This is a genomic window from Humidesulfovibrio sp. (assembly GCF_030689645.1).
Classification (GTDB): Bacteria; Desulfobacterota; Desulfovibrionia; order Desulfovibrionales; family Desulfovibrionaceae; genus Humidesulfovibrio.
On the sequence record NZ_JAUYFU010000105.1, the window covers coordinates 1 to 25,454 of the forward strand.

Annotated in this window: 23 protein-coding genes and 1 riboswitch; of the genes, 14 read left to right on the forward strand and 9 right to left on the reverse strand. The window is 64.3% G+C overall.

Annotation, left to right across the window (positions count from 1 at the left end):
- The 4 genes from Q8O35_RS13915 to Q8O35_RS13930 all read left to right on the forward strand — a co-directional run.
- Positions 1-967, forward strand: a 967-nt coding sequence (locus tag Q8O35_RS13915) for a DegT/DnrJ/EryC1/StrS aminotransferase family protein (protein ID WP_305574371.1), incomplete at its 5' end; no start/stop codon positions are given.
- Between the two features lie 202 nt (positions 968-1,169).
- Positions 1,170-1,796 (forward strand): acetyltransferase, encoded by a 627-nt coding sequence (locus tag Q8O35_RS13920; RefSeq protein WP_305574373.1) that lies wholly within the window; start codon positions 1,170-1,172, stop codon positions 1,794-1,796.
- Between the two features lie 3 nt (positions 1,797-1,799).
- On the forward strand, positions 1,800-2,987 hold the full coding sequence (locus Q8O35_RS13925) for a DegT/DnrJ/EryC1/StrS aminotransferase family protein (protein WP_305574375.1): 1,188 nt from the start codon (positions 1,800-1,802) through the stop codon (positions 2,985-2,987).
- Positions 2,987-4,837 carry a nucleoside-diphosphate sugar epimerase/dehydratase gene (locus Q8O35_RS13930; RefSeq protein WP_305574377.1) on the forward strand — a complete coding sequence of 617 codons (1,851 nt, stop codon included), beginning with the start codon at positions 2,987-2,989 and terminating at the stop codon, positions 4,835-4,837. The genes Q8O35_RS13925 and Q8O35_RS13930 overlap by 1 nt, the downstream gene beginning before the upstream one ends.
- Positions 4,838-5,046: 209 nt before the next feature.
- Here Q8O35_RS13930 and Q8O35_RS13935 read toward each other — a convergent pair whose 3' ends face one another.
- The 5 genes from Q8O35_RS13935 to Q8O35_RS13955 form a co-directional block, all read right to left on the reverse strand.
- Positions 5,047-7,074: a methyl-accepting chemotaxis protein gene (locus tag Q8O35_RS13935; protein WP_305574379.1), complete on the reverse strand. Its 2,028-nt coding sequence runs from the start codon at positions 7,072-7,074 to the stop codon at positions 5,047-5,049.
- 318 nt (positions 7,075-7,392) lie between these two features.
- Positions 7,393-8,832: a sigma-54 dependent transcriptional regulator gene (locus tag Q8O35_RS13940; protein ID WP_305574381.1), complete on the reverse strand. Its 1,440-nt coding sequence runs from the start codon at positions 8,830-8,832 to the stop codon at positions 7,393-7,395.
- 13 nt (positions 8,833-8,845) lie between these two features.
- Positions 8,846-9,493 carry a hypothetical protein gene (locus Q8O35_RS13945; protein ID WP_305574383.1) on the reverse strand — a complete coding sequence of 216 codons (648 nt, stop codon included), beginning with the start codon at positions 9,491-9,493 and terminating at the stop codon, positions 8,846-8,848.
- 9 nt (positions 9,494-9,502) lie between these two features.
- Positions 9,503-10,939 carry a cell wall metabolism sensor histidine kinase WalK gene (locus Q8O35_RS13950; protein ID WP_305574385.1) on the reverse strand — a complete coding sequence of 479 codons (1,437 nt, stop codon included), beginning with the start codon at positions 10,937-10,939 and terminating at the stop codon, positions 9,503-9,505.
- A 67-nt stretch (positions 10,940-11,006) separates the two neighbouring features.
- Positions 11,007-12,167, reverse strand: a complete 1,161-nt coding sequence (locus tag Q8O35_RS13955) for a metallophosphoesterase (protein WP_305574388.1) — start codon at positions 12,165-12,167, stop codon at positions 11,007-11,009.
- A 146-nt stretch (positions 12,168-12,313) separates the two neighbouring features.
- Here Q8O35_RS13955 and Q8O35_RS13960 point away from each other — a divergent pair, with 146 nt between their 5' ends.
- On the forward strand, positions 12,314-12,559 hold the full coding sequence (locus tag Q8O35_RS13960; protein ID WP_305574390.1) for a hypothetical protein: 246 nt from the start codon (positions 12,314-12,316) through the stop codon (positions 12,557-12,559).
- Between the two features lie 15 nt (positions 12,560-12,574).
- Here Q8O35_RS13960 and Q8O35_RS13965 read toward each other — a convergent pair whose 3' ends face one another.
- The 4 genes from Q8O35_RS13965 to Q8O35_RS13980 all read right to left on the reverse strand — a co-directional run bounded on the left by Q8O35_RS13965 (position 12,575) and on the right by Q8O35_RS13980 (position 17,163).
- Complete coding sequence (locus tag Q8O35_RS13965) at positions 12,575-13,792, reverse strand: benzoate/H(+) symporter BenE family transporter (RefSeq protein ID WP_305574391.1); 1,218 nt, start codon at positions 13,790-13,792, stop codon at positions 12,575-12,577.
- A gap of 70 nt (positions 13,793-13,862) precedes the next feature.
- Positions 13,863-13,949: riboswitch (ZMP/ZTP riboswitch) on the reverse strand.
- A 97-nt stretch (positions 13,950-14,046) separates the two neighbouring features.
- Positions 14,047-15,222: an aminotransferase class IV gene (locus Q8O35_RS13970; RefSeq protein ID WP_371133144.1), complete on the reverse strand. Its 1,176-nt coding sequence runs from the start codon at positions 15,220-15,222 to the stop codon at positions 14,047-14,049.
- A gap of 24 nt (positions 15,223-15,246) precedes the next feature.
- Entirely contained in the window at positions 15,247-16,275 is a 1,029-nt protein-coding gene (locus Q8O35_RS13975) for an aspartate-semialdehyde dehydrogenase (RefSeq protein WP_305574394.1), read from the reverse strand.
- A gap of 12 nt (positions 16,276-16,287) precedes the next feature.
- Positions 16,288-17,163 (reverse strand): methylenetetrahydrofolate reductase, encoded by an 876-nt coding sequence (locus tag Q8O35_RS13980; protein ID WP_305574396.1) that lies wholly within the window; start codon positions 17,161-17,163, stop codon positions 16,288-16,290.
- Between the two features lie 413 nt (positions 17,164-17,576).
- Between Q8O35_RS13980 and Q8O35_RS13985 the strand changes: the two genes are divergently transcribed.
- The 9 genes from Q8O35_RS13985 to Q8O35_RS14025 all read left to right on the forward strand — a co-directional run bounded on the left by Q8O35_RS13985 (position 17,577) and on the right by Q8O35_RS14025 (position 25,284).
- Positions 17,577-17,762 (forward strand): hypothetical protein, encoded by a 186-nt coding sequence (locus Q8O35_RS13985; RefSeq protein WP_305574398.1) that lies wholly within the window; start codon positions 17,577-17,579, stop codon positions 17,760-17,762.
- Between the two features lie 85 nt (positions 17,763-17,847).
- Positions 17,848-18,228: a hypothetical protein gene (locus tag Q8O35_RS13990; RefSeq protein ID WP_305574400.1), complete on the forward strand. Its 381-nt coding sequence runs from the start codon at positions 17,848-17,850 to the stop codon at positions 18,226-18,228.
- The gene (rlmN, locus tag Q8O35_RS13995) at positions 18,164-19,234 is read left to right on the forward strand and encodes a 23S rRNA (adenine(2503)-C(2))-methyltransferase RlmN (RefSeq protein WP_305574414.1); all 1,071 of its coding nucleotides are present in this window, start codon (positions 18,164-18,166) and stop codon (positions 19,232-19,234) included. The genes Q8O35_RS13990 and rlmN overlap by 65 nt, the downstream gene beginning before the upstream one ends.
- Positions 19,235-19,382: 148 nt before the next feature.
- Positions 19,383-19,937 carry a pyruvoyl-dependent arginine decarboxylase gene (locus Q8O35_RS14000; protein ID WP_305574402.1) on the forward strand — a complete coding sequence of 185 codons (555 nt, stop codon included), beginning with the start codon at positions 19,383-19,385 and terminating at the stop codon, positions 19,935-19,937.
- An 83-nt stretch (positions 19,938-20,020) separates the two neighbouring features.
- Positions 20,021-21,106 (forward strand): deoxyhypusine synthase family protein, encoded by a 1,086-nt coding sequence (locus Q8O35_RS14005; RefSeq protein ID WP_305574404.1) that lies wholly within the window; start codon positions 20,021-20,023, stop codon positions 21,104-21,106.
- Positions 21,107-21,113: 7 nt separating this feature from the next.
- Complete coding sequence (locus Q8O35_RS14010) at positions 21,114-22,169, forward strand: agmatine/peptidylarginine deiminase (protein WP_305574406.1); 1,056 nt, start codon at positions 21,114-21,116, stop codon at positions 22,167-22,169.
- Positions 22,170-22,376: 207 nt separating this feature from the next.
- The gene (hcp, locus tag Q8O35_RS14015; protein WP_305574408.1) at positions 22,377-23,996 is read left to right on the forward strand and encodes a hydroxylamine reductase; all 1,620 of its coding nucleotides are present in this window, start codon (positions 22,377-22,379) and stop codon (positions 23,994-23,996) included.
- Between the two features lie 124 nt (positions 23,997-24,120).
- Positions 24,121-24,933: an ATP-binding protein gene (locus Q8O35_RS14020; RefSeq protein ID WP_305574410.1), complete on the forward strand. Its 813-nt coding sequence runs from the start codon at positions 24,121-24,123 to the stop codon at positions 24,931-24,933.
- A gap of 39 nt (positions 24,934-24,972) precedes the next feature.
- On the forward strand, positions 24,973-25,284 hold the full coding sequence (locus Q8O35_RS14025) for a cupin domain-containing protein (protein WP_305574412.1): 312 nt from the start codon (positions 24,973-24,975) through the stop codon (positions 25,282-25,284).
- Positions 25,285-25,454 lie beyond the last annotated feature (170 nt).

A 25,454-nucleotide genomic window follows, 5' to 3' on the forward strand; every position in this document is an offset into this window, starting at 1 on the left:
GGCGCTCGGGCTTTCGCCCGGGGACGAGGTCATCACCACGCCCTTGACCTTCTGCGCCACGGTCAACGCCATCATCCACGCCGGCGCGGTCCCGGTCCTGGCCGACGTGGACCCCTCGACCATGAACATCGATCCCGCACAGGTCCGCGAGAGGATCACCCCGCGCACCCGGGCCATCCTGCCCGTGCACCTGGCCGGCCGTCCCTGCGACATGGATGCGCTCTGCGCGATCGCCGGGGAGCACGATTTGGCCATGGTCGAGGACTGCGCCCACGCCATCGAGACCCTGTACCACGGGCGCCACGCGGGAACCATGGGCGACTTCGGCTGCTTCAGCTTCTACGTCACCAAGAACATCATCACCGGCGAAGGCGGCATGGTCACAGCCAAGAGCCAGGAAGACCTGGCGCGCATCAAAGTGCTTGGCCTGCACGGCATGAGCGCCGACGCATGGAACCGCTTCGGCGACGAGGGCTACAAGCACTACGCCGTGGTGGAGGCAGGATTCAAGTACAACATGATGGACCTGCAGGCCGCCCTGGGCATCCACCAACTGCCACGCGTGGACGCCTACCACGCCAAGCGCGAGGCCGTGTGGAGCCGCTACATGGAGGCTTTCGCCGACCTGCCCGCAGGCAAACGCATCGGCCTGCCCGCGCCCCAGGAAGCCGACACCCTGCACGCCAGGCACCTGTTCACCGTGCTGGTGGACAAGGACACAAGCGGCATTGAGCGCGACGACTTCCTCATGGCCATGACGCGGCAAGGCATCGGCGTGGGCGTGCACTACCTGTCCCTGCCCGAGCATCCGTATTACCAGGAACGCCTGGGTTGGAAGCCGGAAGCCTACCCCGAGGCCGCTCGCATCGGCAGGCAGATCGTCAGCCTGCCCATTTCGGCCAGACTTGAGGAGCAGGAGGTGACCGACGTCATCACCGCCGTGCGCCGCGTGCTGGGCATTGAGTAGGAAGAGAATACCGGGGCGCTGCCCCGAACCCCGCCGGGGGGAATGATGCCCCACGGCCCCCCTCGCGCCGCCAGGGCGTCCCGGCGGAGGAAATGTCATGGCGCGGAACCCTGCGCATGAGCAGGCCAGGCGTTCACGCTAGATTCGGCAAACCAGTAGGTTCAGGCAAAACCAACGCGGCGGTCATCCGCCGGAGGCAGCAATGAAGATTGTCGTCATGGGCGCAAGCGGACACGGACAGGTTGTTGCGGATATTCTGTTCCAAATGTGGACCAAGGGACGGGAGATGGAACTGATCGGGTTCCTCGACGACGACCCCAAGCTCACGGGCACACGCATTCTGGGCCTGCCCGTGCTGGGCAAGCTGGCCGACCTGCCCGCCACCCCGCACGACTGCGTCATTCTGGGCATCGGCGACAACGCCGCCCGCGCCAGAGTCTATGCCGAGCTGATCCTGGCCCGCAAACGCTTCGCCACAGCCATCCACCCCTCGGCCATCCTTGCGCCCGATGTCGTGGTGGGCATGGGCGCGGCCCTTGCGGCAGGAGCCATCGCCAACCCCGGCGCGCGCATCGGCGAGAACGCAATTTTGAACACCGGGGCCAGCATCGACCACCACTGCGTGCTGGGGGCGCACGCCCATGTCGCCCCAGGTGTTCACTTGGCAGGCCACGTCAACGTGGGCGAAGGTGCCTTTGTCGGCATCGGGGCCTGCGCCGTGCAGTGCGTGCAGATAGGCGCGTGGAGCATTGTTGGGGCCGGAGCAGCAGTGACTCAGGACGTTCCGGAGCGCGCCACAGTGGGCGGCGTGCCCGCGCGAGAGATCTAGGCCATGACGCCCGTAAGGCCGCCGCGCATGTTCCTTTCCCCGCCGCACCTGGGCGGCGGCGAACAGTCGCGCGTGGCCGAGGCCTTCGCCAGCAACTACATCGCGCCCCTTGGCCCCCAGGTTGACGCCTTTGAGGCGGCCTTCAGCGCGTTCACAGGCATCCCGCACTGTCTTGCCGTCTCAAGCGGCACCGCAGCAATGCATCTGGCCCTGCACTGCCTGGGCGTGGGCCCTGGCGATCTGGTGCTGGCCTCAAGCCTCACCTTCATCGGGTCAGTGAGCCCGGCGCGGCAGCTTGGGGCGGAGGTCGCCTTTGTGGACAGCGCCCCCGACTCTTGGAACATGGACCCGGACTTGCTGTGCGAAGCCCTGACTCGGTTTGCGGCGGAGGGCAGGCGCGTCAAGGCCGTCATCCCCACGGACATTTACGGCCAATGCGCAGACTATGCCCGCCTGCTGGACGTTTGCGCGCCCTTTGGCGCGGCCCTGGTGGCCGACTGCGCGGAGAGCATGGGCGCACGGGCGGGGGCAGGGGACGACGACCGCCACGCCGGAGCCTGGCCTGGGCTTGCCGCCAGCATCTTCTCCTTCAACGGCAACAAGATCATTACCACCTCCGGCGGCGGAATGCTGGCCTCCGACAACGCGGACCTCATGGCCCACGCCCGCAAGCTCTCCCAGCAGGCGCGGGAGCACGCCCCGCATTATGAGCACAAGGAAATCGGCTACAACTACCGCATGAGCAACATCCTGGCCGCCCTCGGCCTTGGCCAGCTGGAAGTCCTTGAAGCCCGCGTGGCCCAGAAGCGGCGCATCTTCCGCTGGTACAAGGAAGCCCTGGCCGACCAGCCGGGCCTGACCTTCATGCCCGAGGCCGCGAACGGCAAGGCCAACCGCTGGCTTACCGTGGTGCAGATGAACGAACCCTTCGACGCAGCGCCCGAGGCCGTGCGCCAGGCCCTGGAAACGGAGAACATCGAGGCCCGGCCCGTGTGGAAGCCCATGCACCTGCAACCCGTTTTCGCGGGCTGCCGCGTGTTCGGCGGCCAGATCGCCGAGGCGCTCTTCGAACGCGGCCTCTGTCTGCCCTCGGGCACGGCCATGAACCGCGAGGACGTGGACCGAGTGGCGGGCATCGTCATCCAGACCGGACGCAGAGGCCAAGGGCGCACGGTCAAGGGCCGGGCGTAATGCTCTGCAACCCCAGGAACCGGCACTTCTACTTCATGCTCGCGGCCGAGGCCGTCTGCTTTGCCGCCGCCCTGAGCCTGAGCTACCTGCTGCGCTTCGACTTCAACCTGCCTGAGATCTACGCCGCGCAGTTGCGCGCCATGTACAAATACGCCCTGCCCCTCAAGCTCTGCGTGTTCCTGGCGCTGGGCCTGTACCGCGGCATGTGGCGCTACACCAGCCTGGTGGACTTCAAGCGCCTGGGCGAGGCCGTGCTCTTGTCCTCGGCGCTGCTGGTGGCCTTCGTGGCCTTCCGCTACGGGTTCACGGGCTTCTCCCGCGCAGTGCTGGCCCTGGACGGCATGCTCACCCTGCTCTTCACCGCTGGGCTGCGCCTGGGCATCCGCGTCCACTACGCCAGGAACCATGGCCGCACGCCCCCGCAAGGGCCAGCCCGGCGCGTGCTGGTCATCGGCGCTGGCGGCCTGGGCGAGCGCCTGCTGCGCGAACTGTCCCAGACGCCGAGCCTGAATTTCGAGGTCGCCGGATTTCTGGACGACGACCCGGACAAGCTGGGCCGATCGCTCCATGGCCGCCCGGTGCTGGGGCGCGTGGACGACCTGCTGCGCATGGCCGCGCTGCACAAGGCCGAGGAGATCCTCATCGCGGTTTCCCGCGCCAGCGCTAGCCAAATGCGCCGCATCGTCGAGACCTGCAAGGCTTCGGGCCTGCCCCACCGCATCCTGCCCGCCACCAGCCAGCTTCTGGACGGCAAGGCCGTGCTCACCCTGCGGCCCGTGGACTACCAGGATCTGCTGGGCCGCACCGAGGTGGCCCTGAACCAGAACGGGCTCAAGGCCATCCTGACGGATCGCGTGGTGCTGGTCACCGGCTGCGGCGGGTCCATCGGCTCCGAATTGTGCCGCCAGGTGGCGCGCTTCAGCCCCCGTCGGCTGGTCCTTGTTGATGCCAGCGAATACAATCTGTACGCCATCGCCGGTGAGCTGGACGAGGGCGGATACGCACATTACTCCTGCGTGCTGGGCAGCGTGGCCGACGAGGCCCTCATGGACCGCGTGCTGGCTGAACACGCCCCTTCCTTGGTGCTGCACGCCGCAGCCTACAAGCACGTGCCCATGCTGGAGGAAAACCCCTGGGCCGCAGTGACCAACAACGTCACAGGCACGCGCATTCTCATGCGGGCTGCCGTGGCGCACGGCGTAGAGCGCTTCGTCATCGTCTCCACGGACAAGGCCGTGAACCCGAAAAGCGTCATGGGCGCAAGCAAGCGCGTCACCGAGCGGCTCATGGCCGCTTTCGCGGGCGGACCCACCAGATTCTCGGCAGTGCGTTTCGGCAACGTGGTGGGATCAAGCGGATCCGTGGTGCCGCTGTTCCGGCGGCAGATCGAGGCGGGCGGCCCTGTGACCGTGACCCATGCGGAGATGACGCGCTACTTCATGAGCATTTCCGAGGCCTGCCAGCTTATCTTACAGGCCGCTGCCATGGGGCAGGCGTCAGGCGATTCCGAAGCAGGCGGCGACATCTTTGTGCTGCAAATGGGCGAACCCGTACGCATTGTGGATCTGGCGCGCGATCTGATCCGGCTCTCCGGCAAGGAGCCCGGCGTGGATGTGGACATTGCCTTCACAGGCCTGCGCCCCGGCGAAAAACTGGCCGAGGAGCTCATTGGCGCTGGCGAAAACGTCGTGCGCACAGAGCACGAGAAGATCATGGCGCTGCGCCGGGACGCCGATGCCGGTCCCGCAGCCGATCTGCTGGCAGAGCTTGAGGCCGCCGCAAGGAACCGCGATGCCGCGGCCACGCGCGCCCTGCTGCGCCGCCTGGTGCCGGAATACTCGCCGGAGTAGACGCCCGGCGCCCCTTCCGCGCCAGCCGTCAAGGATCTTCCGAACCTGGTGCTCCTTGGCGCAAAGCGCCCCCTGCCTGCACCGTGCATGGCAATAGAAAAAGGCCCCGCCCGGCGAGTTGCCGGAAGGAGCCTTTTCTTATGATCTTAATGAGTAATCAGAGCTTTCAGGCCTCCGGCAGTCTGCCGAGGCGACGACCACGCGTCTGGCTACGAAGCCTTCAGCTCGCCGATGATGTTCCGCAGTTCCGCAGCCATGCGCGCCAGTTCGCCGATGGCGGCCACGGACTGGTTCATGCCCTCGGCGGTTTCCGATGCCACGCGGTTCACTTCCTCAATGGCGGAGCTGATTTTTTCAGACACGCCGGACTGCTCCTCGGCCGCGCCGGCAATGCCCTGCACCTGTTCGGCGTTGCTTCTGGATATGACGACGATCTCCTCAAGGGCCTGAGCGGATTCGTTGGAGTGGCTAGTGGCCTCGCCAATGGCCAGGGCGACCTTGTCCATGCTGCCGATGTTCTTGTGGCTGGACTCCTGAATGGCGCGGATGTTCTCGCCCACTTCCTTGGTGGCGCCCATGGTCTTCTCGGCGAGCTTGCGCACCTCGTCGGCAACCACTGCGAAGCCGCGGCCGGCATCTCCGGCGCGAGCCGCCTCAATGGCGGCATTGAGCGCCAGCAGGTTGGTCTGGTCGGCGATGTCATTGATGACGTTCATGACCTGCCCGATGGCCTGGGCTTGCTTGCCCAACTGCTCCATATTGTCCTTGAGCTGCACGGCGATGGTGTTCACGTTGCCGATGGCCTGCTGCGAGCGGCGCACCACGTCGGACCCGCCGGAGGCCTTGTTCTTGGCGTTGTCGGCTGAGGAGGCGACCTCGCCCGCCTGGCGGGCCACAGAGATCACCGAATCGTTCATCTGCTCCATGGCCGAGGCGGTCTCGGCCACGCGGTCACGCTGCAGATCCATGCCGCGGCTCATGAGCTCCACCTGGGCGGAGAGCTCTTCGGAACTGGACGTGATGCGCTCCACTATCTCCTCAAGCTTGCCTGCGGCGTCGAGCATGCCCTGACGCTTGGCGCTTTCGGCTTCAAGCTTGGCCTCCAGGGCGGCCTGGGTGGCGTGCTCAGCCTCAAGGGCCTTGAAGTCGGCCTGCTTGCAGCTGGATTCAGCCTCCTCGATCTTGACCTTGAGGTTGGCGCTCATGGTGCGCAAGGCCTCGGCCAGGGTGTGCGTTTCGTCGTTGGAGGTAACGTTCAGATCGCCGTCCAGGTTGCCCTGCGCGGCCTTGTGGGCGTAGTCGATGGACTGCAGGATGGGCCGCACCAGCGCCTTCGAGAACAGGAAGCCCGCGATGAGCATGATCAGGCCGACAAATACCGTAGACCCGAGGCTCGACAGATTGACTTCGCTCAACACGCGTTCGAGGAATTCGCGCCGCTGGCCGATGAAGAACATGCCGGCGTTCTTGCCGTTCACATCAACGATGGGCCAGTAGGCGGTGTTGTAATCAACGCCCATGATCTTGTTGTGGCCGAGATAGCGCTGGCCCTTCTGCAGCACGGCTTCAAGCACTGCTGCGTTGTCCATCTTGGTGCCGATGGCGCGCTTGCCGTCCTTCATGATGGTGGTGGAAATGCGCAAGTCGTCCTGGAAAAGCGTGCACTCGAGGCCAAGACTCTTCTTGATCTGATCCACAAAGCGTTCGCTTGAAAGGGTGAAACCGGGGGTGATGACGCCCACGATCTCCTCACCCTTTTTAACGGGATACCCGGCGCGCAGGGAGAACTTGACGACAGTTCCCTGCTCCACGCCAACGACGACCTCCCCCTTGAGGGCCTTCTGCACGTTCACCTGGTTGGCGACGCTGTCGCCCACCTTTTCAGAGTGGCCGCGCGCAATGCATTTGCCTTCGCGGTCAGAGATTGTGATGGACTCAAGGCCTGTTTCCGCCATGACTTTCTTGGCATAGGCCTGAAGCCAGGGGGTGTCGCCTTCAACGATCTTGGCGGCCACCTGGGTATTGCTGGCCATGAGGAAGCCGTTGGCGACCAGGCTTTTTTTCTGGTTCTCGAACTGCTCGCTGACGATGTCGGCACGGATGCCGACTTCTTTCACGTTCTGCTCGTCCAGGGTGTTGGTAAGAAAATATCGATTTGCAGCGTAGTTGCCGCCGCCCACAAGAAGCACAGCAAAAAAGACCAAGCCCGTAATCTTCGTCAGCAAGGTAACGCGCATTGAGGCCTCCTCAAGGAGAAACGGAAACGCAAGCCCGCCGAAGTCTGCCCGGTTACGGTGTGAACCGCGTCGGGGGAGGGTTTCACGGTCAGCGCAAGACGCGCCACGACACCCACGCCGCATCCAGGTTCATCTCTGGAATAGTAATGAATTATCGACCGTAATACTTCACCACTATAGGATTTGAAAACAACAAAAACCCAAACCCCGCGCTTTTACGTAGTGAACGATTCGTAGCTGGTGAAATAATGCACAAACCCGATTCAACGAAAAGGGCGCCCGTACGGAAAGGGAGCACCCACTTCAGCAGTTCCGGCGCTATTCGTCCTGGTCTTTGCCCGGTATCTGGATGTTGTACTTTTTGATCTTGTAATGAATGGCCCGGCGGCTGATGCCGAGCAGGTCGGCGGCGTTCTTCTTGACCCAGGCAGCGCGCTCCAGGGCGCGGATAATGGCCTGATGCTCGTTCTCCTCAAGGGACAGACCGTCCGGGCCCGCTGCAGGCGCATGGCCAGCCGGGCCGGAAGCGGAGGAGCTGGCGGGCGCGGCAGGCGCAACCGGGTCGGCGTGCAGGCTCTGGGCCTGGTCCAGCTGTACATCGCGAGGTTGCAGCGACTGGCCGGAGCAGAACACCACCCCGCTCTCCAGGGCGTGCTTCAGCTCGCGCACGTTGCCCGGCCAGCTATGGGCCATGAGCAAGCTCAGGGTCTCGGGCGAGGCCGTGACCCGTGGCCGGTTCTGGTTGGTGCTGAAGGTCTCCAGGAAGCGGTCGGTGAGCAGCGGGATGTCCTCCTTGCGGTCGCGCAGGGGGGGAACCTTGACCGTCACCACCTTGAGGCGAAAATAGAGATCCTCGCGGAACTCGCCCTTCTTCACCAGGGAGGGCAGGTCGGAGTTGGTGGCGGCGATGACCCGGCAGTTCACCGGAATGGCGCGAGTGTCGCCCACGCGCCTGATGGTGCGCTCCTGTAGGAAGCGCAACAGCCGCGTCTGCATCTCCGGGCTGATGTTGCCTATCTCGTCCAGAAACAGGGTGCCGCCGTCGGCCTCCTCCATAAGCCCCTTCTTGTCGCGCACGGCGTGGGTGAAGGAGCCCTTCACGTGGCCGAACAGTTCGCTCTCCAGAAGCGTGGGCTGGGTGGAGCCGCAGTCCACAATGACGAAGGGGCCTTTGGCGCGCGGCGAGAGGTCGTGGAGCATGCGCGCCACCATCTCTTTGCCGGTGCCGGATTCGCCGAGGATGAGCACGGCCACGTCAGTGGGGGCGACGCGTTCGAGGATGGCGTAGAAATCGCGCATGGCAGGGCTTTTACCACCCCAGATAACCTCGGAGATGCTTTTGCCCTTGGCGGCCGTGGCTCGTTTCGGCTCATCAGTGGCGCGGCCCAAGAGCGCGGCGATCTTCTGCAGCAGCTGGTGGCCGTCAAAGGGCTTGGTGAGATAGTCCGCCGCGCCGGAGCGGATGGTGGACACCGCGTCTGGAATGCTGCCGTAGGCGGTGAGCAAAATGACGGGGATGTGCGGCCACTGGATGAGTATCTCGTGCAGCAGGCCCACGCCGCCCATGCCCGGCATCTTCACGTCCGAGACGACGAGGTCCACGGGATGCTGGGCCAGCAGTTCGACGGCTTCCTCGGCGCTGCGGGCGGAGAGGGTCTTGTAGTGCGCAAAAGACAGCCGCGCCTCAAGGACCTGCAGGATGTTCTTGTCATCGTCCACCACAAGGATGGTGGCATGTTCGCGTTTGCTGCTTTCCATAGAGGGGCGGGCGCTACTCCAGGCCCTTCTTCTTCATGGTGATTTCCTGGTGCAGGCGCTCCAGGGCGTTGAGCTGGCTGCGCAGGGCCTCAGCCTCGGCAGTCTTCTTGCGCAGGGCGTCCTTGACCTTGCCGGTCTCCTCCTGGCAGCCGACCAGCCGCTTGGTGCGCGAAAGCTCCCGGTCGATCTCCTCCTCGGAAAGCAGGGCCTTGCTTTCGGTGCTGCCCGAGGGCGTAAGCCTGGGCAAAAGCGGGGTGATGAGGCGCGGATCCTCGGAGGGCAGCCCCTCGGGGGTCATCTGCATCCAGGTGTTCCAGACGTTCAGGGCCGCGTGCAGCTCCGCCGGGGTCCGGGCCGTGGCCAACTGGGCGCAGGCCAGTCCGTAGTATGCCTTGCGGGCCACCACAGGATCGGCCGCGTTTCCGGAAAGACGCTGAAAAATGGAGGCGGCCTTCTCGTACTGCCCGGCAAGATAGGAATCAACGGCCAGGACATAGGCCGCGCGGGGATCCTGGGCGGAAACAGCTTCCGGTCCATAGGGCACGAGGGCGCAACCCGAAAGCATCAGGGCGCCCAACATCAAAAAGGAGCGCGCGGAACACGCCGCCAAGGCGGACAAGTTCACGCGGGCGCTCCAAAGCCGCGAAGAATGCTGTGTCATGGGCATTTCCTATACCATCGTTCTGGGCTTGGGAAGTGAAAAGCAGAAGCTGGCCCCGCAGCCCGGCGCGCTGTTCAGCCACAGGCTGCCGCCGTGGGCCTCCACTATGCCGCGGGCGATGGACAAGCCCAGCCCCAGGCCGTCCACGCTGCCGCGCACGGCTGGCTCCCGGTAGTACTTGAGGAAGATGCGCTCCTGCTCCTCCGGGGCGATGCCCGGACCTTCGTCCACCACGCAGAAGATGACGGACTTCCCCGTCGGTTCCGGGGTGACGCTCAGGCGCACCAGGGAATCGGGAGGGGAAAACTTGATGGCGTTGCCCAAGAGGTTCACCAGCACTTGGGTCACGTGCTCCTGGTCGGCCTCAACAAACACGAAGTTATCCGGCAGCTCGGCCTTGAGCCCGATGTTCTTGGCCAGGGCCGTGGACTGGAGCTTATCCAGGGCCTGGCGCGCCAAGGCGGCGGCGTCCAGGGGCTCGGTGTTGAGACGCAGGCGCTGGGCCTCCAGACTGGACACTTTCATGAGCCGCTCCAACAGGTGGGTGAGGCGCAGGGCCTCCTGCCGGGAGATATCCAGGAAATGCCGCTGCTTCTCGTTCACCTCGCCAAAAACCCCGTCTGTCACCAGATCCACGGATTCACGGATGCTGGTGAGCGGCGTGCGGATCTCATGGGAAAGCATGGCGATGAAGTCCTGGCGCATCTGCTCTTCTTCGGTGAGGCGCGCAGTCATGCTGTTGAAGGCCTGGGCCAGCTCGCCCAGCTCGTCGTGGGTGGTGACCCGCACAGGCCGGGTGGGCTCGCCGCTGCCCAACTCGCGGATGCCCCGGCGGATTTCGGTGAGCGAAAGGTTCAAGCGGTAGGCGATGAACACGCTGCCCAGAACGCCGAAGCCGATGCTGGCCACCAGGCCGAAGAAGCCCAGGCGCTCGGCGGCGCGACTCTTGTCGGCCAGCTCGTTCAGGCGCGCTTCCATCTCCTGCTGATTCTGCTGCCGCGCCTCGGAAAGAATCTCCAGCCATCGGGCCACGGTCCTGTCCGGCAGAACCTTGGGCCCCGTGTCGCGGCTTCTGGCCAGCAGCTCGGCGTACTCCTTGGTGAGCACGGCCCAGGACTGGTTGTATTCCGGGTGGCGCGCAAGAACCGAGGTGAGCGTCTTGCCGAAACTCTCAAGATCAGACACAAAGGCGTCCATATAGACGTCTTTTTCAAGTATTTCGTAGCGTTTGCGGTTTTCCTCAAGGGAAAGGAGCTGCTGGATCATGCGCTGAGCGGAAAGATCAACATCGTAGTTGACGTTGACGATGGCCGAGGAAACCTCCACCAGGCTCTGGATGCGCAAAATGAGCACGCTGGTGGTGGCGTAGAAGATGGCCACCAGCATCATGCACCAGATGAGCAGTTTGGCTGTGATGCCCAGCCGCCTGGGTGTATTCCTGTCCACTCGCGCATCCTTTGGAATGTCTTTGCTCCTCCCTACGCCACTTCGGCTCAGGGGTCCATGCCCAGGGCTACTGGGCTGGCGGATTGGTGGCGGTCGCGGCGGGCACGATGTCCACCACCAGGATGTCCGGCGGAGCCAGCACGCGCAAGGGAGGACCCCAGAAGCCGGCGCCCGCGCTCACGCCAAGCACCAATCCTTGAATATCAGGGCCGCGCGACTCGTAAAACCCGCCCATGAATTCATTGAACCGGGCCACGACCATATAAAACGGGAACACCTGCCCACGGTGGGTGTGGCCGGAGAGCATCAGTTCAATGCCAAGCGGTTGTGCGACCTCGCGCCAGGCCAGGGGCCGGTGGTTCAAGAGCACGCGAAAGAGCGCGGGGTCGAGTTGCGGCCCAAGGGCGCGGATCTCTTCGGCGACATAGGCGGCGGTATCCGGCGCGCGGCCGGGGTCCTCCACGCCCAGAAGCTGCACCCCGGCCTCTGGGAGGGACAGAGCTTCGTTGCGCAGCACCCGCGCCCCGGCCCAGCCGTACACGCGCCCGCTTGCCAGGTCGCCCTCGTAGCGCTCGTGGTTGCCGAACACGCCATACGTGCCAAGCCTTGGCGCCACGTCCTTGAACTTCGCGGCCAGGGGCTCCAGCGAATCCGGATGGTCATTGACGATGTCGCCCACAAGGAGAAGCAAGTCCGGCCGCTGGGCGCGGATGAGGGCCACAAGCGAATCGATGCGCGCAGGCGTGCTCATGACGCCGAGATGCAGGTCGCTCACCGCCACCAGCCGCACTGGCCTGGAGACCTTGGCCGAGGGTATCTGACGGGAGAGCACGCGCACGTTGTCCAGCTCAACAGAGCCATAGGCCAGCACCATGCCGGTAAGGGCGAAGGCCAGATACAGGGCGCGCGGCGATCGAAAGAAGGGGACCAGGGCCCGCGCCGTCAGCCAAGCGGTTATTTCCGCGAACAGCAGGCAGACCTGAAACAAAAACAGATAGGACACTGCGGCGAAGGAGCCGTAGCCCAGCCACCACATGGGCCGGGCCAGATCCGGGGACCAGCTCTCGGGCATGACCCGGGTGGAGGCCAGAAGCAGGCTCATCACCAGCCCAAGAGCCAGCAGCACCAGCGAGGCGTGATGCGCCATGCCCACCTGGCGGCGCACCTGCACCAGGGAAATCGCCAGCATGAACATGAAGATGACGGTGAAGATGAGGTAGAAACGCATTGAGGCTCCGGCGTTGGGGGGCGAACGCGCCGCACTGGCGGCGCTGACGACACTAAAAGCGCCTGGGGCGGGACGTCAAGGGAAGGCCTTTACGCCGCCCCCCTGACTGGGGCATGGTGCCTGAAATACAATGCCCCGGAGGCCACATGCGTCAACTGTATCTCGTGTACCGCGTCATGCCCGATGGCGACCGCCACCCCGAAAGCATCATGGCCATGGTGGAGGAAGACCTCAAGACTGCCGCCAGCGCCCTGGACCAAGTCATCCAGGACGATGCGCCGGAGCAGGCCCTGCGCGCTGGCGAACGCTGGGAGTTCGTGCCCCAGGACCTTGCTCCGCTGTCGGACTGGGAAGAAATCGCCCCGCCCAGCGGGCGGTCCATGCCCTACTAGCCGGGCCGAAATCCCCTACTTTCGCCGGGCGTTGAGGGCCGCGTTCGTCAACACGCCGCCCACGAGCCCCCAGAAGGCCGAGCCCACGCCGAACACCGCCACGCCCGACACGGTCACCAGGAAGGTGACCAGCGCCGCCTCGCGCCGGACCTCGTCGGCCATGGCCTGGGTGAGGCCGGAGATGAGCGCGCCAAACAGCGCCAGCCCGGAAATGGCCGCGATGAGCCCCGGCGGCAGCGCCGTGAACAGCCCCACCAGCGTGGCCCCGAAAAGCCCCACCACAAGATACGCCAGTCCGCAAACGACCCCGGCGACATAGCGCCTGTCCGGATCGCCGTGGGCCTCCGGCCCTGTGCAGATGGCTGCGGTTATGGCCGCGAGGTTGATGCCGTGGGACCCGAAGGGCGCCAGCAGCGCGGACAGCGCGCCCGTTGCCACAACCAGCGGTCCGCCGGGAGTCTGGTAGCCTGCGGTGCGCAAAACGCCCAGACCCGTAGCGTTCTGCCCGGTCATGGTGACCATGAACAGCGGCACGCCAAGGCCGATGAGCGCGCCCAGGCTGAACACCGGCGCGGTAAACTCCGGCCTAGCGATGCTCGCCTCCACCAAGGAGAAGTCCAGCAGGCCCAAACCTGCCGAAGCCACAAGCCCGGCGAAAAGCGTGGCCACGATGGCGTAGCGCGGCCACACGCGCTTCATGGCCACGTAGCAGGCCAGCATGGGCGCAACCAAGAGCGGCGTGGCGCGCATGGCCGTAAACACCTCCACCCCGAAGCGGAACAGGATGCCCGCCAGCATGGCCGCGACCACCGCCTGGGGGATACGCTTCATGAGCGCGCCGAAAAGCCCTGTGGCTCCGAACACGGTGATGGCCACCGCGGCGAAGACAAAGGCCCCTATGGCCTCCGGGTAAGGGTACGCGGACCAACCCGCGGCCAGAAGCGCCGCGCCCGGCGTGGACCAGGCGATGATCACCGGCGCGCGGTAGCGCAGGCTGAGCGCAAGCCCCGCCAGGCCGGAGCCGATGGAGATGGCCCAGATCCAGCTGGTGAGCTGCGCGGAAGTGAGCCCGGCCTGCCCCGCCGCCTGGAAGATGATGGCCGCAGGACCGCCGTAGGAGACCATGACCGCGATGACACCGGCCACGGCGGCGGAAAGGGAGAAGTCGCGCCTCAAGTCGCCAAGGCTTGCGGCCTGGCTCATGACAAGTGCTCTGGGGGATGTGTCGCGCATGGGCGCCTCCGAGGATGCCTTCCGTCAGGAAGGGTGTCGGTGGTACACCCCCGCGCCTCAAGGCTGGAAGGGATGCAGCCCAGGCGAGCGGCAGATAAGGGGTCTCGCGCTTCCTCGTGGTTGACTCCACGCATGTTCGCCAGTCACGCGGCCCCGGAACGATGCAATACTTTACTCCTGGCGCGGCCTCGGCGTCAAGACAGGCTTCGGCCACGCAATGCCTTGTCCGCCACCCGGCGGACATCGGCAGCACATCACCTGCCGGTGGGGTTCTTCACCGCGCATTGGCAGCCGCCAGCCGCCTTCTCCGCCACTATGCCCTCAAGGATGGTCGACCGCCCATGCGCCAAGGCGTCGCGTTCGATGTCGCCCCTGGTATAACCGAAGCAGTGGCACACGAGCGTGTCCATTGATCCCCCCTGGAAGCAGAAGCGCCCGGCCCTTCCATTGCGTGAATGGAAGGAGCCGGGCGCATGGTTTCGTTCGTTCGCGTAGAACACCAGACCGCTCTTCAGCAGGTCGGCCTGGAGCAGCGCGCGGATCTTCTTGGTCACCGGACCGGGCCGGGCGTCGAAGATGGGTTTATTATTGTAGCGCACCACGCCGATGGCGTCGAAGCTTGTGCCAACCATCATGACCTCGCGGGCGGTGTACACCTCGTCCTCGGTGACGCCCTTGAAGATGATGGGCATGTCGCCCTTCACCAGATCAACGGCGCGCATGAGGGTGGTGCCCGCCAAGGCGTTGGTGAACTCCGGGATTACCAGCCTGCCCGCGTCGTCCACCAGGGCCACGTTCTCCGTGGCGCCTTCGGCCAGGAAGCCGTTGTCGTCGTAGCAGAACGGGAAGTCCACGCGGTTGTTCACGGCCTCGCGCTTCATGAGCACGTTGGGCAGGTAGTTGGTGGTCTTCACCGTGGCCATCCACGACTGCTTGGCCGGGATGCTGGTTCGCATGGCGCTGACGCCCTTTTCAAAGGCGGCCTCAGGCCGTTTGTGCATCCGGTAGGCCACCACGTACATGCTCTGCACCGGGCTCTCGTAGGGGTCGAGACCGAAGCCGCCAGGGCCGCGCCCCAGAAGCACGCGCACAAGCCCGTTGGGCTCGTTGCCCGCCCGCGCCACCTCCACGATGGCCTCCGCAAGCTCTCCCCAGGAGCACGGCGGCTCCAGGTGGATGGCCTGGCAGGAGATCTTCATGCGCCGGATGTGGGCGTCCAACTGGTAGAGCTTGCGGCCCTCGAACTTGAGGGACTCGAACACGCCGTCGCCCCGGTGCACCAGATGGTCGTCCCAGGGCATGAGCATGAGCTTCGCGTCGGTGCCGATGACCCCCACGCGGTGGTCATAAAAGGCCAGCACTTCATCGGTGCCGGGCCGGATGGCGTCAAGCAGCGCTTGCAGGTATTCCTGAGAATCGGCGACGCGCATGGCGTTGTCTCCCTTTGGGTCGGCCTACAGCACGCGCAGCAGATTGCGGCGGATGAGTTCCTCGCCGATCTGCACTGCGTTCAGGGCGGCGCCCTTGCGGATGTTGTCGGCAACGATCCACATGTTGATGCCGTTGTCGATGGACTCGTCCTCGCGGATGCGGCCAACGTACACGTCGTCCTGGCCTGCGGCGTTGATGGCCATGGGATAGATCTTCTTTTCGGGGAAGTCCTCCACCATGATTCCGGGGGCACTGGCCAGAATCTGGCGCACCTCCTCCACGGTGAGCTTCTTCTCGGTCTCGATGTTGACGCTCTCGGAGTGGCCGTAGAACACGGGCACGCGCACGGCGGTGGCCGTCACGCGGATGCTGTCGTCGCCCATGATCTTCTTGGTCTCAAGGACCATCTTCATCTCTTCCTTGGTGTACCCGTTGTCCAGGAACACGTCGATCTGCGGCAGGCAGTTGAACGCGATCTGGTAGGGGTAGACCTTGCACTCGGCCTCTTTGCCGTTCATGAGCTTGGCCACCTGGGTCTCAAGCTCGGCGATGGCCTTCTGCCCGGTGCCGGAAACGGCCTGGTAGGTGGACACCACAATGCGCTTGATCTTGGCCACGTCGTGCAGGGGCTTAAGCGCCACAACCATCTGGATGGTGGAGCAGTTGGGGTTGGCGATGATGCCGTTGTGCCAGGAAAGGTCGCTCGGGTTCACTTCCGGCACCACCAGGGGGCACTTGGGGTCCATGCGCCAGGCGCTGGAGTTGTCGACCACCACGCAGCCAGCCTTGGCGGCCAGCGGGGCGAACTTCTCGGAGGTGGTTCCACCGGCGGAGAAAAGCGCCAGGTCAAACCCGACAAAGGAATCTTCCTTCAGTTCGCGCACGGTGAGTTCCGCGCCCTTGTACTCCACCTTTGTGCCCGCGCTGCGCGCGGAGGCGAAGGGGACAATCTCGGAAGCCGGGAAGTCGCGCTGGGCAAGCACTTCGAGCATTTCACGGCCAACGGCGCCCGTTGCGCCCACCACTGCCACTCTGGGATTCTTCGCGCTCATGTTCTTCTCCGTTTATCTCAAGGTGATGTTGTTGACGATGGACAGGCAGGCCTCGGCCCTGTTCAGGGTGTACAGATGCACCCCGGGCACGCCCGCGTCGATGAGGCCCTGCACCTGCGCGGTGGCGCGCTGGATGCCGAGTTCGCGCACGGCGTCGTCGCCGCCTGCGGCAAAGGCGCGCTCAAGTTCTTCGTAAAAGCCGCCGAACACCGCGCGCCCGTTCAGGGTGGCGATGAATTCCGCGCTCTTCATGCTCATGATGGGCATGACGCCCGGCAGCACGGGCACGGTGACGCCGCGCTCGCGCAGGCGCGCAAGATATTTCAAAAACAGCTCGTTCTCAAAGAACAACTGGCTGACCACGAACTGACCGCCCGCATCCACCTTGTGCTTCAACCACTTAAGGTCGTCATCCAGCGTGGCCGATTCCGGGTGCATGGTGGGAATGCCCGCCACGCCGATGCCCATGGCCGGGAAATTGGCGCGAATGAAGCGCACAAGGTCCGAGGCGTGCTGGAACTCCTGGCCCTCGAAGCGGAAGTCCGGGTTGTTCTTGGGCGGGTCGCCGCGCAGGGCCAGAACGTTCTCGATGCCAGCCTGGGCAAGGGCCGCCAGAAACTCGCGCAACGCCGCCGAGGACGCGCCCACGCAGGTGAGGTGCGCCATGGGCGTAAGCCCCATCTCCCGCTTCAGGTGGGTGACCACATCCAGGGTGTTGGCCTGGGTGCCGCCGCCCGCGCCATAGGTCACGGACACGAAGAGCGGGTCAAGAGCCTTGAGCTTCTCGACCTCTGCGAAAAATTTCGGCCAGGTGTCCCGTTCCTTGGGCGGAAAAAACTCAAGCGAAAGAAAAGGACGTCGTGTGGGGATAAGTTCCGCGATCTGCAAGCTTCTGTGCTCCTTCAAGGTTGCCGCGCCGAGTGTTGAACTTCCGGGGTGGGCGCAGAAAATGAATGCTTACTCTTTCTTGCGGCAGGCTGCAACGTTTCTGCACCGCGGAGCGCACCTGCCCATCCCGGGCCCTTCGTCCGCGTCGGCTGCGCGCCTTCCGGCCCGGCAACCCTCTGCCCTACCCCCTGTCAACCCGCCAGATTCATCCTTTTTCCGGCCAATAGCAGGGCATTTTTGTCCGCGGCAAAAAGGCGATGCTATACTCCGTTGAAATTTTAGAGGAGGTTGCTTATGCCATCAAACAGACAGGGCAAACAGCTTTGGATTGCGGACGAGACTGGCGGGTATGTTCAGGTGAAGAAGTCTGCGGACATCCGCACCCGCCCGCGAGGTCGTGGCCTGCCCGACTGGTGGGTGGTGGAGAAGACCCCGGACTGGAGGCCGCCGCGTTCCTCTTTTTGGAGGAAAAGGCTCCCGCGAAGCGTCACTACCCGGAGTGGGTGCTGGTGGAAGGCGCGCCGCTGCCGGAACAGGACGCTGCGGGCGGCGCAGGTCCGGGCATGAAGATCGGCGCGGGCGGCAAGCCGCAGGGCTGACTCCCATGGCCGCTACACCGGCCCGCGTGGCGGTGCCGCGTCCCTGCGTGACGGCTCGGTCAGCACTTTCACGACCGATGGCCGCATGTACGCGGATGCGGGCAAGCAGGCCGGGGCGGACAGCGAGGCAGGGAGGCGGGAGCCAAAGAGCCTGCTCTCCGCCACAGCAGAGGAGCTGGACAAGATGGCGGCGGGCACGGGCCAGGCTGTGACTCAGGGCGCGGCTGGCGCAAAGCAGGCCTTCTCCCGCACCTGGCAGGAGCTCTCCACCAACGAGGAGCTGCACAAGGGCGTGGAATTCGGGGTCAAGGCCGCCGTCGGCCCGCATCACGGACATCCTGCGCCGACCCAACCCTCCGCCCACTTGTGCATCCGCCCCTGCGCTGGTACATGCTTGCATGATGACAGCCGCCGCCGAAACACGCCCCAGGACCGACCTCCTGAACCTGACGCGCTCCGAGCTTGAAGCCTACGTGGTGGACGAGCTGAAGCAGCCTCGCTTCCGCACGGACCAGCTGTGGCACTGGCTGTGGCACCGGGGCGTGCGCGACTTTGGCAGCATGACCAACCTGTCCAAGGACATGAAGGCCCGGCTGGCCGCGCAGGCCGTCATCGCCTGGCCCGAGGTGGACGTGGTCCGCGTGAGCACCGACGGCACCATCAAGCTGCTGCTGCGGCTTGTCGACGGCGAAAAAATCGAGACCGTGCTCATCCCCATGGCCGGGAACTACACCCAGTGCCTGAGCACCCAGGTGGGCTGCGCCATGGCCTGCACCTTCTGCTCCACGGGCGAGCTCGGCCTTACCCGCAACATGACCATGGGCGAGATTCTGGGCCAGATTCTGGCGGGCCGGGCCTACCTGGCCGAAAACAGCCTGGCGCCCCTCAAGAACCTGGTGTTCATGGGCATGGGCGAGCCGCTGATGAACCTGACCGAGTTGCTGCGCAGCCTGGAGACCCTTGGCAGCCCGGAGGGAATCTCCATCGCTCCGCGCCGCAGCACGGTGTCCAGCGTGGGCATTCCCTCGGCCCTCAAAATTCTGGGCGAGTCCGGCCTTGCCGTGCCCGCTATTTCTCTCCACGCGCCCACCCAGGAGCTGCGCGAGAAGCTTATGCCCAAGGCCGCCCGGGTGCCCCTGGAGGAGCTTCTGGCCTGCCTGGACCGCTACCCCATGAAGATGCGCGAGCGTGTGACCTACGAGTACATCATGCTCGGCGGAGTCAACGACAGCATAGCCCACGCCAGGCAGTTGGTGAAGCTGCTGGGCCAGCGCCGCTGCAAGGTGAACCTCATCAGCTACAATCCTCCCCCCCCGGAGACCGGGCCGGCCCGGTTCCAGGCCCCGGACCCGGAAGGCGTTCTGGCCTTTGAGAACTACCTTCGCAGTAAGCATATTACCACTTTTCTGCGCCGCAGCATGGGCCAGGATATCGCCGCCGCCTGCGGTCAGCTGAAGCTTCTGGCAGGATAATCAGCCCTTTGAGGATGCGGTCCCGGATGGTGTGCAAATAGTGCTTGCCAAGGCTGGCCCAATTTAATAGTAGCCAGCCCTTCCAAAAAAATATATGGCGTCATTCGTCGGGACACCGGCGTTATCCCAAGCCCAGGAGGGTCAATACATGGCCAATCATCCCATGGTTCCCACCCGCGCCTTTTTCACCAAAGGCGTGGGCGTCCACAAGAACAAGCTGCAGTCCTTCGAGCTGGCGCTCCGCGAAGCCGGCATCGAAAAACAGAATCTTGTCTACGTGTCGAGTATTTATCCGCCCAATTGCGAGCTGGTGAGCCTGGAAGAGGGCGTGAAAGCCCTGCACCCCGGCCAGATCACCTTCTGCGTCATGGCCCGCAACCAGACCAACGAGAAGGGCCGCCTTGTGGGCTCCTCCTGCGGAATGGCCATTCCCTCGGACAAAGAGCACTACGGCTACATCTCCGAGCACCACAGCTTCGGCGAGGAAGAGAAGGAACTGGGCGACTTCGCCGAGGACCTGGCCTCCACCATGCTGGCCACCACCCTTGGCGTGGATTTCGATCCTGAGATCGGCTACGATGAGCGCCGCGAAGTGTACCTCATGAGCGGCAAGATCATCGACTCCATCTCCATGCCGGTCTCCGCCATCGGCACCGGCAACATGTGGACCACCACCGTGTCCGCTGTTGTGTTCATCTTCTAGATCAGCCGCTTAACAGACCCCAACGACCAGGGCCTCCCGTTTCCGTCAAGGGAGCGGGAGGCCCTGGCACAAGGAAAGCTCAAATGTCGACCATGAAGCGCGACCTGCACGACGGCACCACGGACAATCTGACACCGCTGACCACCCTCGACCCGGACAAGATCAACGACTTCGACGAGTTGTTGACCGCCATGGGCCGCACGGCCTTCGGAGGCCGCAGCCTGGGCGAGGCCCTCGACGTTCTGCAGACCATGGTCGAGGACCCCGACTGCGTGGTGGTGGGCACCTTCTCCGGCGCCATGACCGTGGCCAAGCAAAGCAAGCTGCTCATCAAGATGATCGACGAGGGCTGGCTCGACGTGGTGGTTTCAACCGGCGCGCTTATGGCTCACGGGTTCATTGAGTCCATCGGGCTTAAGCATTTCAAGTACGACCCCAGCATGAACGACAAGGCTCTGTTCGACGCCGGTTACAACCGCGTGTACGACACCCTTGAGCCCGAGGCCAACTTCACCCAGGCTGAGCTTGTCGTCCGCGAGGTCATGCACCAGCTCATGGACGTGGAGAAGGTGACGCACCTTTCAAGCGAGCTCATCTGCCGCGCCATCGGCAAGCACCTGAGCGAGAAGTACAACGGCCCCGGCATCCTCAAGAGCGCCTACAAGAAGAACGTGCCGGTCTACATCCCGGCCTTCACGGACTCCGAGCTGGCCCTGGATGTGGCCTGCTCCATTCTGGCCAAGGACTTCGGCCACCTGCTGGGCGAAAAAGGCCCGGAAGCCTTGCCCTTCCAGTTTAATCCGTTTCTCGACCTGTTCAGCTACTCCAAGAAGATGCACGGCGCCAAGAAGATGGCCATCTTCACCATTGGCGGCGGCGTGCCCCGCAATTGGGCGCAGCAGGTGGGTCCGTTCTTCGATGTCATGAGCAACCGCCTGGAGCGCGACCTGCCCGCGCGCCGCTTCCAGTACGCCATCCGCATCTGCCCCGAGCCCGTTCACTGGGGCGGCCTGTCCGGCTGCACCTACCAGGAGGGCATCAGCTGGGGCAAGTTTGTTCCCCCGGCCGAGGGCGGCCAGTTCGCCGAGGTTCATGCCGACGCCACCATGGCTTGGCCGATTCTCATCAAGGGGCTGCAGGACCGCCTGCGCAAAAAGGCCGCCAAGTAGGCACGTCATGAGCGCCGCGCCCTTTTTGCGCCTGCCTGCGGAGTGGGAGCCCCACGCCGCCACCTGGATAACCTGGCCGCAGAACGCCTGCGACTGGCCGGGCAAGTTCTCGCCCATGCCCTGGGCCTTTGCGGAGATCATCCGCAAGATAGCCAACGCCGAAGGCCAGGAACGCGTGCGCGTGCTGGTGGCCGACGCGAAGGTGGAAAAGCGGGCCCATGGGCAGCTGAAAAAGGCCCATGTGGACCTCTCCCGCGTGGACTTCTTCCGCATCCCCACGGATCGCGGCTGGATGCGCGATTGCGGCCCCTGCTTCGTGGAAAAGGACGGCAAGGTGGCCGTGTCCGGCTTCGACTTCGACGCCTGGAGCAAGTACCCGGAATATCAGCTGGACGCTCTGGTGCCGCCGACCATCGCCCGGCTGCTGGGCCTGGAGTTTGTGCCTGCCATGCATGGCGACCGGCTCGTGGTCTTCGAGGGCGGCGCCATAGACATCAACGGCCAGGGGACCCTCGTCACCACCGAGGAATGCTGCATGGACCCGGAAGTTCAGGTGCGCAATCCCGGCTTCACCCACCAGGACTACGAGGCCGTGTTCGCCTCCTCCATGGGCATCCAGAACACCATCTGGCTGGCCAACGGCATCAAGGGGGACGACACCCACGGCCATGTGGACGACTTCTGCCGCTTCACCGACGCGCGCACCCTGGTGCTGTGCGAGGAGAAGAATCCGGCGGACGGGAATCACGCCATCCTTGAGGAGAACCGCGAGATCCTGGAGGGCGCGAAACTTGAGGACGGCACCCGGCCCGAGGTTGTCCGCCTGCCCATGCCCGCGCCGCTCTTCTTCGACGGCCTGCGCCTGCCTGCCAGCTACGCCAACTTCCTCATCACCAATGCGGCGGTGCTTGTGCCCACCTTCAACGACGTGAACGACCGCATCGCCCTGGGCATCCTCTCCGAACTCTTCGACCGCCCAGTGATTGGCATCCACGCCGTGGACCTGGTCTGGGGCCTGGGCACCATCCACTGCCTGACACGGCAGGAGCCGCTCCCCCGCTGACCTCCCGCTGAGTTATCACCCAGCCCCACGCCCCTACGCCCCGCGCACCTGCCCGGGGCTTTTTTTACAAAAAAAACAGGGGCCGTTGACACAAGTCAAAGATTCGGTGCAAGGATTGTCGTAAACCTGTTTTGCCAGCACGGGAAACCGCGTCTGACTGAACAAAGACACCCTGACGACAACCTTATACAGCCCAGGAGGCAGCCCATGTTTTGCAATCAGTGTGAACAGACCGCCAAGGGAACCGGATGCACCCAGATCGGCGTGTGCGGCAAGCAGCCCGACGTCGCCGCCCTTCAGGACCTGCTGATCTACGCTTGTCAGGGTCTGTCCGTGGTGGCCTTTGAGGCCGCCAAAAAAGGCATCCAGGACAAGGAAACCGACCTGTTCATCTACAAGGCCGTGTTCAGCACCCTGACCAACGTGAATTTCGACCCTGAGCGCTTCGTGCCGCTGATCCACAAGGCCGTTGAGTTGCGCAAGTGCATGACCGCCCGCGTAGGCTCCCTCGGCGTCATCTCCGACTGCCCCTGCCTGGGCTTCATCCCCGCCGCCGACATGGCCGGGCTGGTGGCGCAGGGCGAGGCCCACGCCATCAACGCCGTGGACCCCAACGCTGACATCCAGTCCCTGAAGCAGACCGTGCTCTACGGCATCAAGGGCGTCGCCGCCTATGCCGACCACGCCGCGCTTCTGGGCCAGTACGACGGTTCGGTCGCCGCGTACATCTACGAAGGCTTGGCCTCGGCCCTGCGCACCGACCTGGACCTGGGCGCCTGGGTCGCACTGGCCATGAAGTGCGGCACCGCCAATTTGAAGGCCATGGAGCTCCTCGACGCGGGCAACACCGGCGTTTACGGACACCCCACGCCCACCGCCGTGCCCCTCGGACACCGCAAGGGCAAGTGCATCCTCGTTTCCGGCCACGACCTGAAGGACCTGGAGACCCTGCTCAAGCAGACCGAAGGCAAGGGCATCGACATCTACACCCACGGCGAAATGCTGCCCTGCCACGGCTACCCCAAGCTGAAGGAGTACAAGCACATCTTCGGCCACTACGGCACCGCCTGGCAGAACCAGGTCAAGGAGTTCGCGGCGTTCCCCGGCGCGGTGCTCATGACCACCAACTGCATCCAGAAGCCCGCCATGAGCTATCTGCCGAACATCTTCACCACCGGTCTGGTGGGCTGGCCCGGCGCGGTGCATGTTGGCAACGAGGACTTCAGCGCGGTCATCAAGAAGGCCCTTGAGCTGCCCGGCTTCACCGACGACGTGGAAACCACCTCGGTGAATGTTGGCTTTGGCCGCAACACCGTCATGAGCGTGGCCCCGGCGGTCATCGACGCCGTGAAGGCCGGCAAGATCCGCCACTTCTTCCTGGTGGGCGGCTGCGACGGCGCCAAGCCGGGTCGCAACTACTACACCGAGTTTGTGGAAAAGGCCCCGGCTGACACCATCATCCTGACGCTGGCTTGCGGCAAGTTCCGCTTCTTCGACAAGCAGCTGGGCGACATTGGCGGCATCCCGCGCCTGCTCGACGTGGGCCAGTGCAACGACGCCTACTCGGCCATTCAGATCGCTGTGGCCCTGGCCGGCGCGTTCAAGTGCGGCGTCAACGACCTTCCCCTGTCCCTCATCCTGTCCTGGTACGAGCAGAAGGCCGTGGCCATCCTGCTCACCCTGTTGAGCCTCGGCATCAAGAACATCCGTCTCGGACCCTCCTTGCCCGCGTTCATCACTCCCAACGTCCTGGCCTTCCTGGTGGAGAACTTCAACATCAAGCCCATCACCACTCCGGATGAGGACCTCAAGGCCATTCTGGGCTAGCGAATCAGGAATGGTCTTGCCAAAACAAGAACCATTCCTAAATTAGAAAAGAGAAGCTCAACCAACACTCCACGGGCGCGGGAGACGACGATCCTCCCGCGCCCCTCTCAAAAAGGAAAATTTCATGAAGGCCACACGCAAGCTCATCACTGTCAACGAGGACCTCTGCAACGGTTGCGGCGACTGCGTCACCGGATGCGCCGAAGGCGCCCTGGCTGTCATCGACGGCAAGGCCAAGCTTGTGAACGAGGTGTTTTGCGACGGCCTGGGAGCCTGCCTGGGCGAATGCCCCACCGGCGCGCTCAAGGTCGTTGAGGTCGAAGTCGAGGACTTTGATCCAGAAGCCGTGGCTAAGCACTTAAGGGCCCAAGGTCGCGAGGTGCCCGACCACATGCCCGACCCCGCGAGCCTTCGGTTGAATGCGCCCAAGCCGCACGGAGGCGGCTGCCCCGGAAGCCGGGTCATGAGCATGGGCCAGCGGCCTCAGGGGTCGCCGTGCCAGCAGGCCAACGTGCCCAGGCAGCAGTCCGCCGGGGTGTCGAACCTCACCCACTGGCCCATCCAGCTGCGCCTGGTGCCTCCCACTGCGCCGTTTTTGCAGAACGCAAGCCTGCTGCTCGCGGCAGACTGCGTGCCGCCGTCCTTCCCGGATTTCAACGAGCGCTTTCTGGCCGGGCGCGTGCTGCTCCTTGGCTGCCCCAAGTTCGACGACATTCAGAGCTACATCGACAAGGTGGCCGAGATCTTGCGTCAGAACAGCATCAAGGACATCACCGTGGTGCAGATGGAGGTTCCCTGCTGCGCGGGCATGAGCGCCATCGCCCAGCGCGGGGCACACGCCGCTGGCGTCAACGTGCCCATTGAAACCATCGTCATCACCCGCGACGGCCAGGTGCAGACCGGCGCGTCCGCCGGACTGCGGCCCATGGGCTTGTAGCACCGACAACCCAGCCGCCACGCGGCAAGGAGCCTCATCATGAAGATTCAGCATCTGTTCGATAACGCCTTCAAGGACACTGGCCCCAGCATGACCCTGGTCCACGAGTCCGAGCACATGAAGGTCATCAACTTCAGCTTCAAGGCCGGGCAAGGCCTGCCCCTGCACTCGCACAACATCGAAGGCGAACTGGTCCTCGCCATCCTCGAAGGCACTGGCGAATTCCTGTCCCAGGAAGGCAAGGTGCCCGCCAAGGCAGGCGATGTCCTGGTCTGTCCCATTGCGGTGCCCCATGGCGTAGGCGCAATCACGGACATGCGCGTGCTCGTCACCATCGCCCCGCCGATCTAGCAGGGGTGAGGCAGGGGCGCTGCCCCTGCACCCCGGCTCAAAGATTTATTAAAAAATGCTCTATGACTGAGTGTTAGGTGGTTATTGCATCGGTATAGCGCGTGAGACGATGGCTGTTGGCTCAAGTTGACGCAATGGAGCTACCTCAAGACCAATGATTCCCCTTTGAG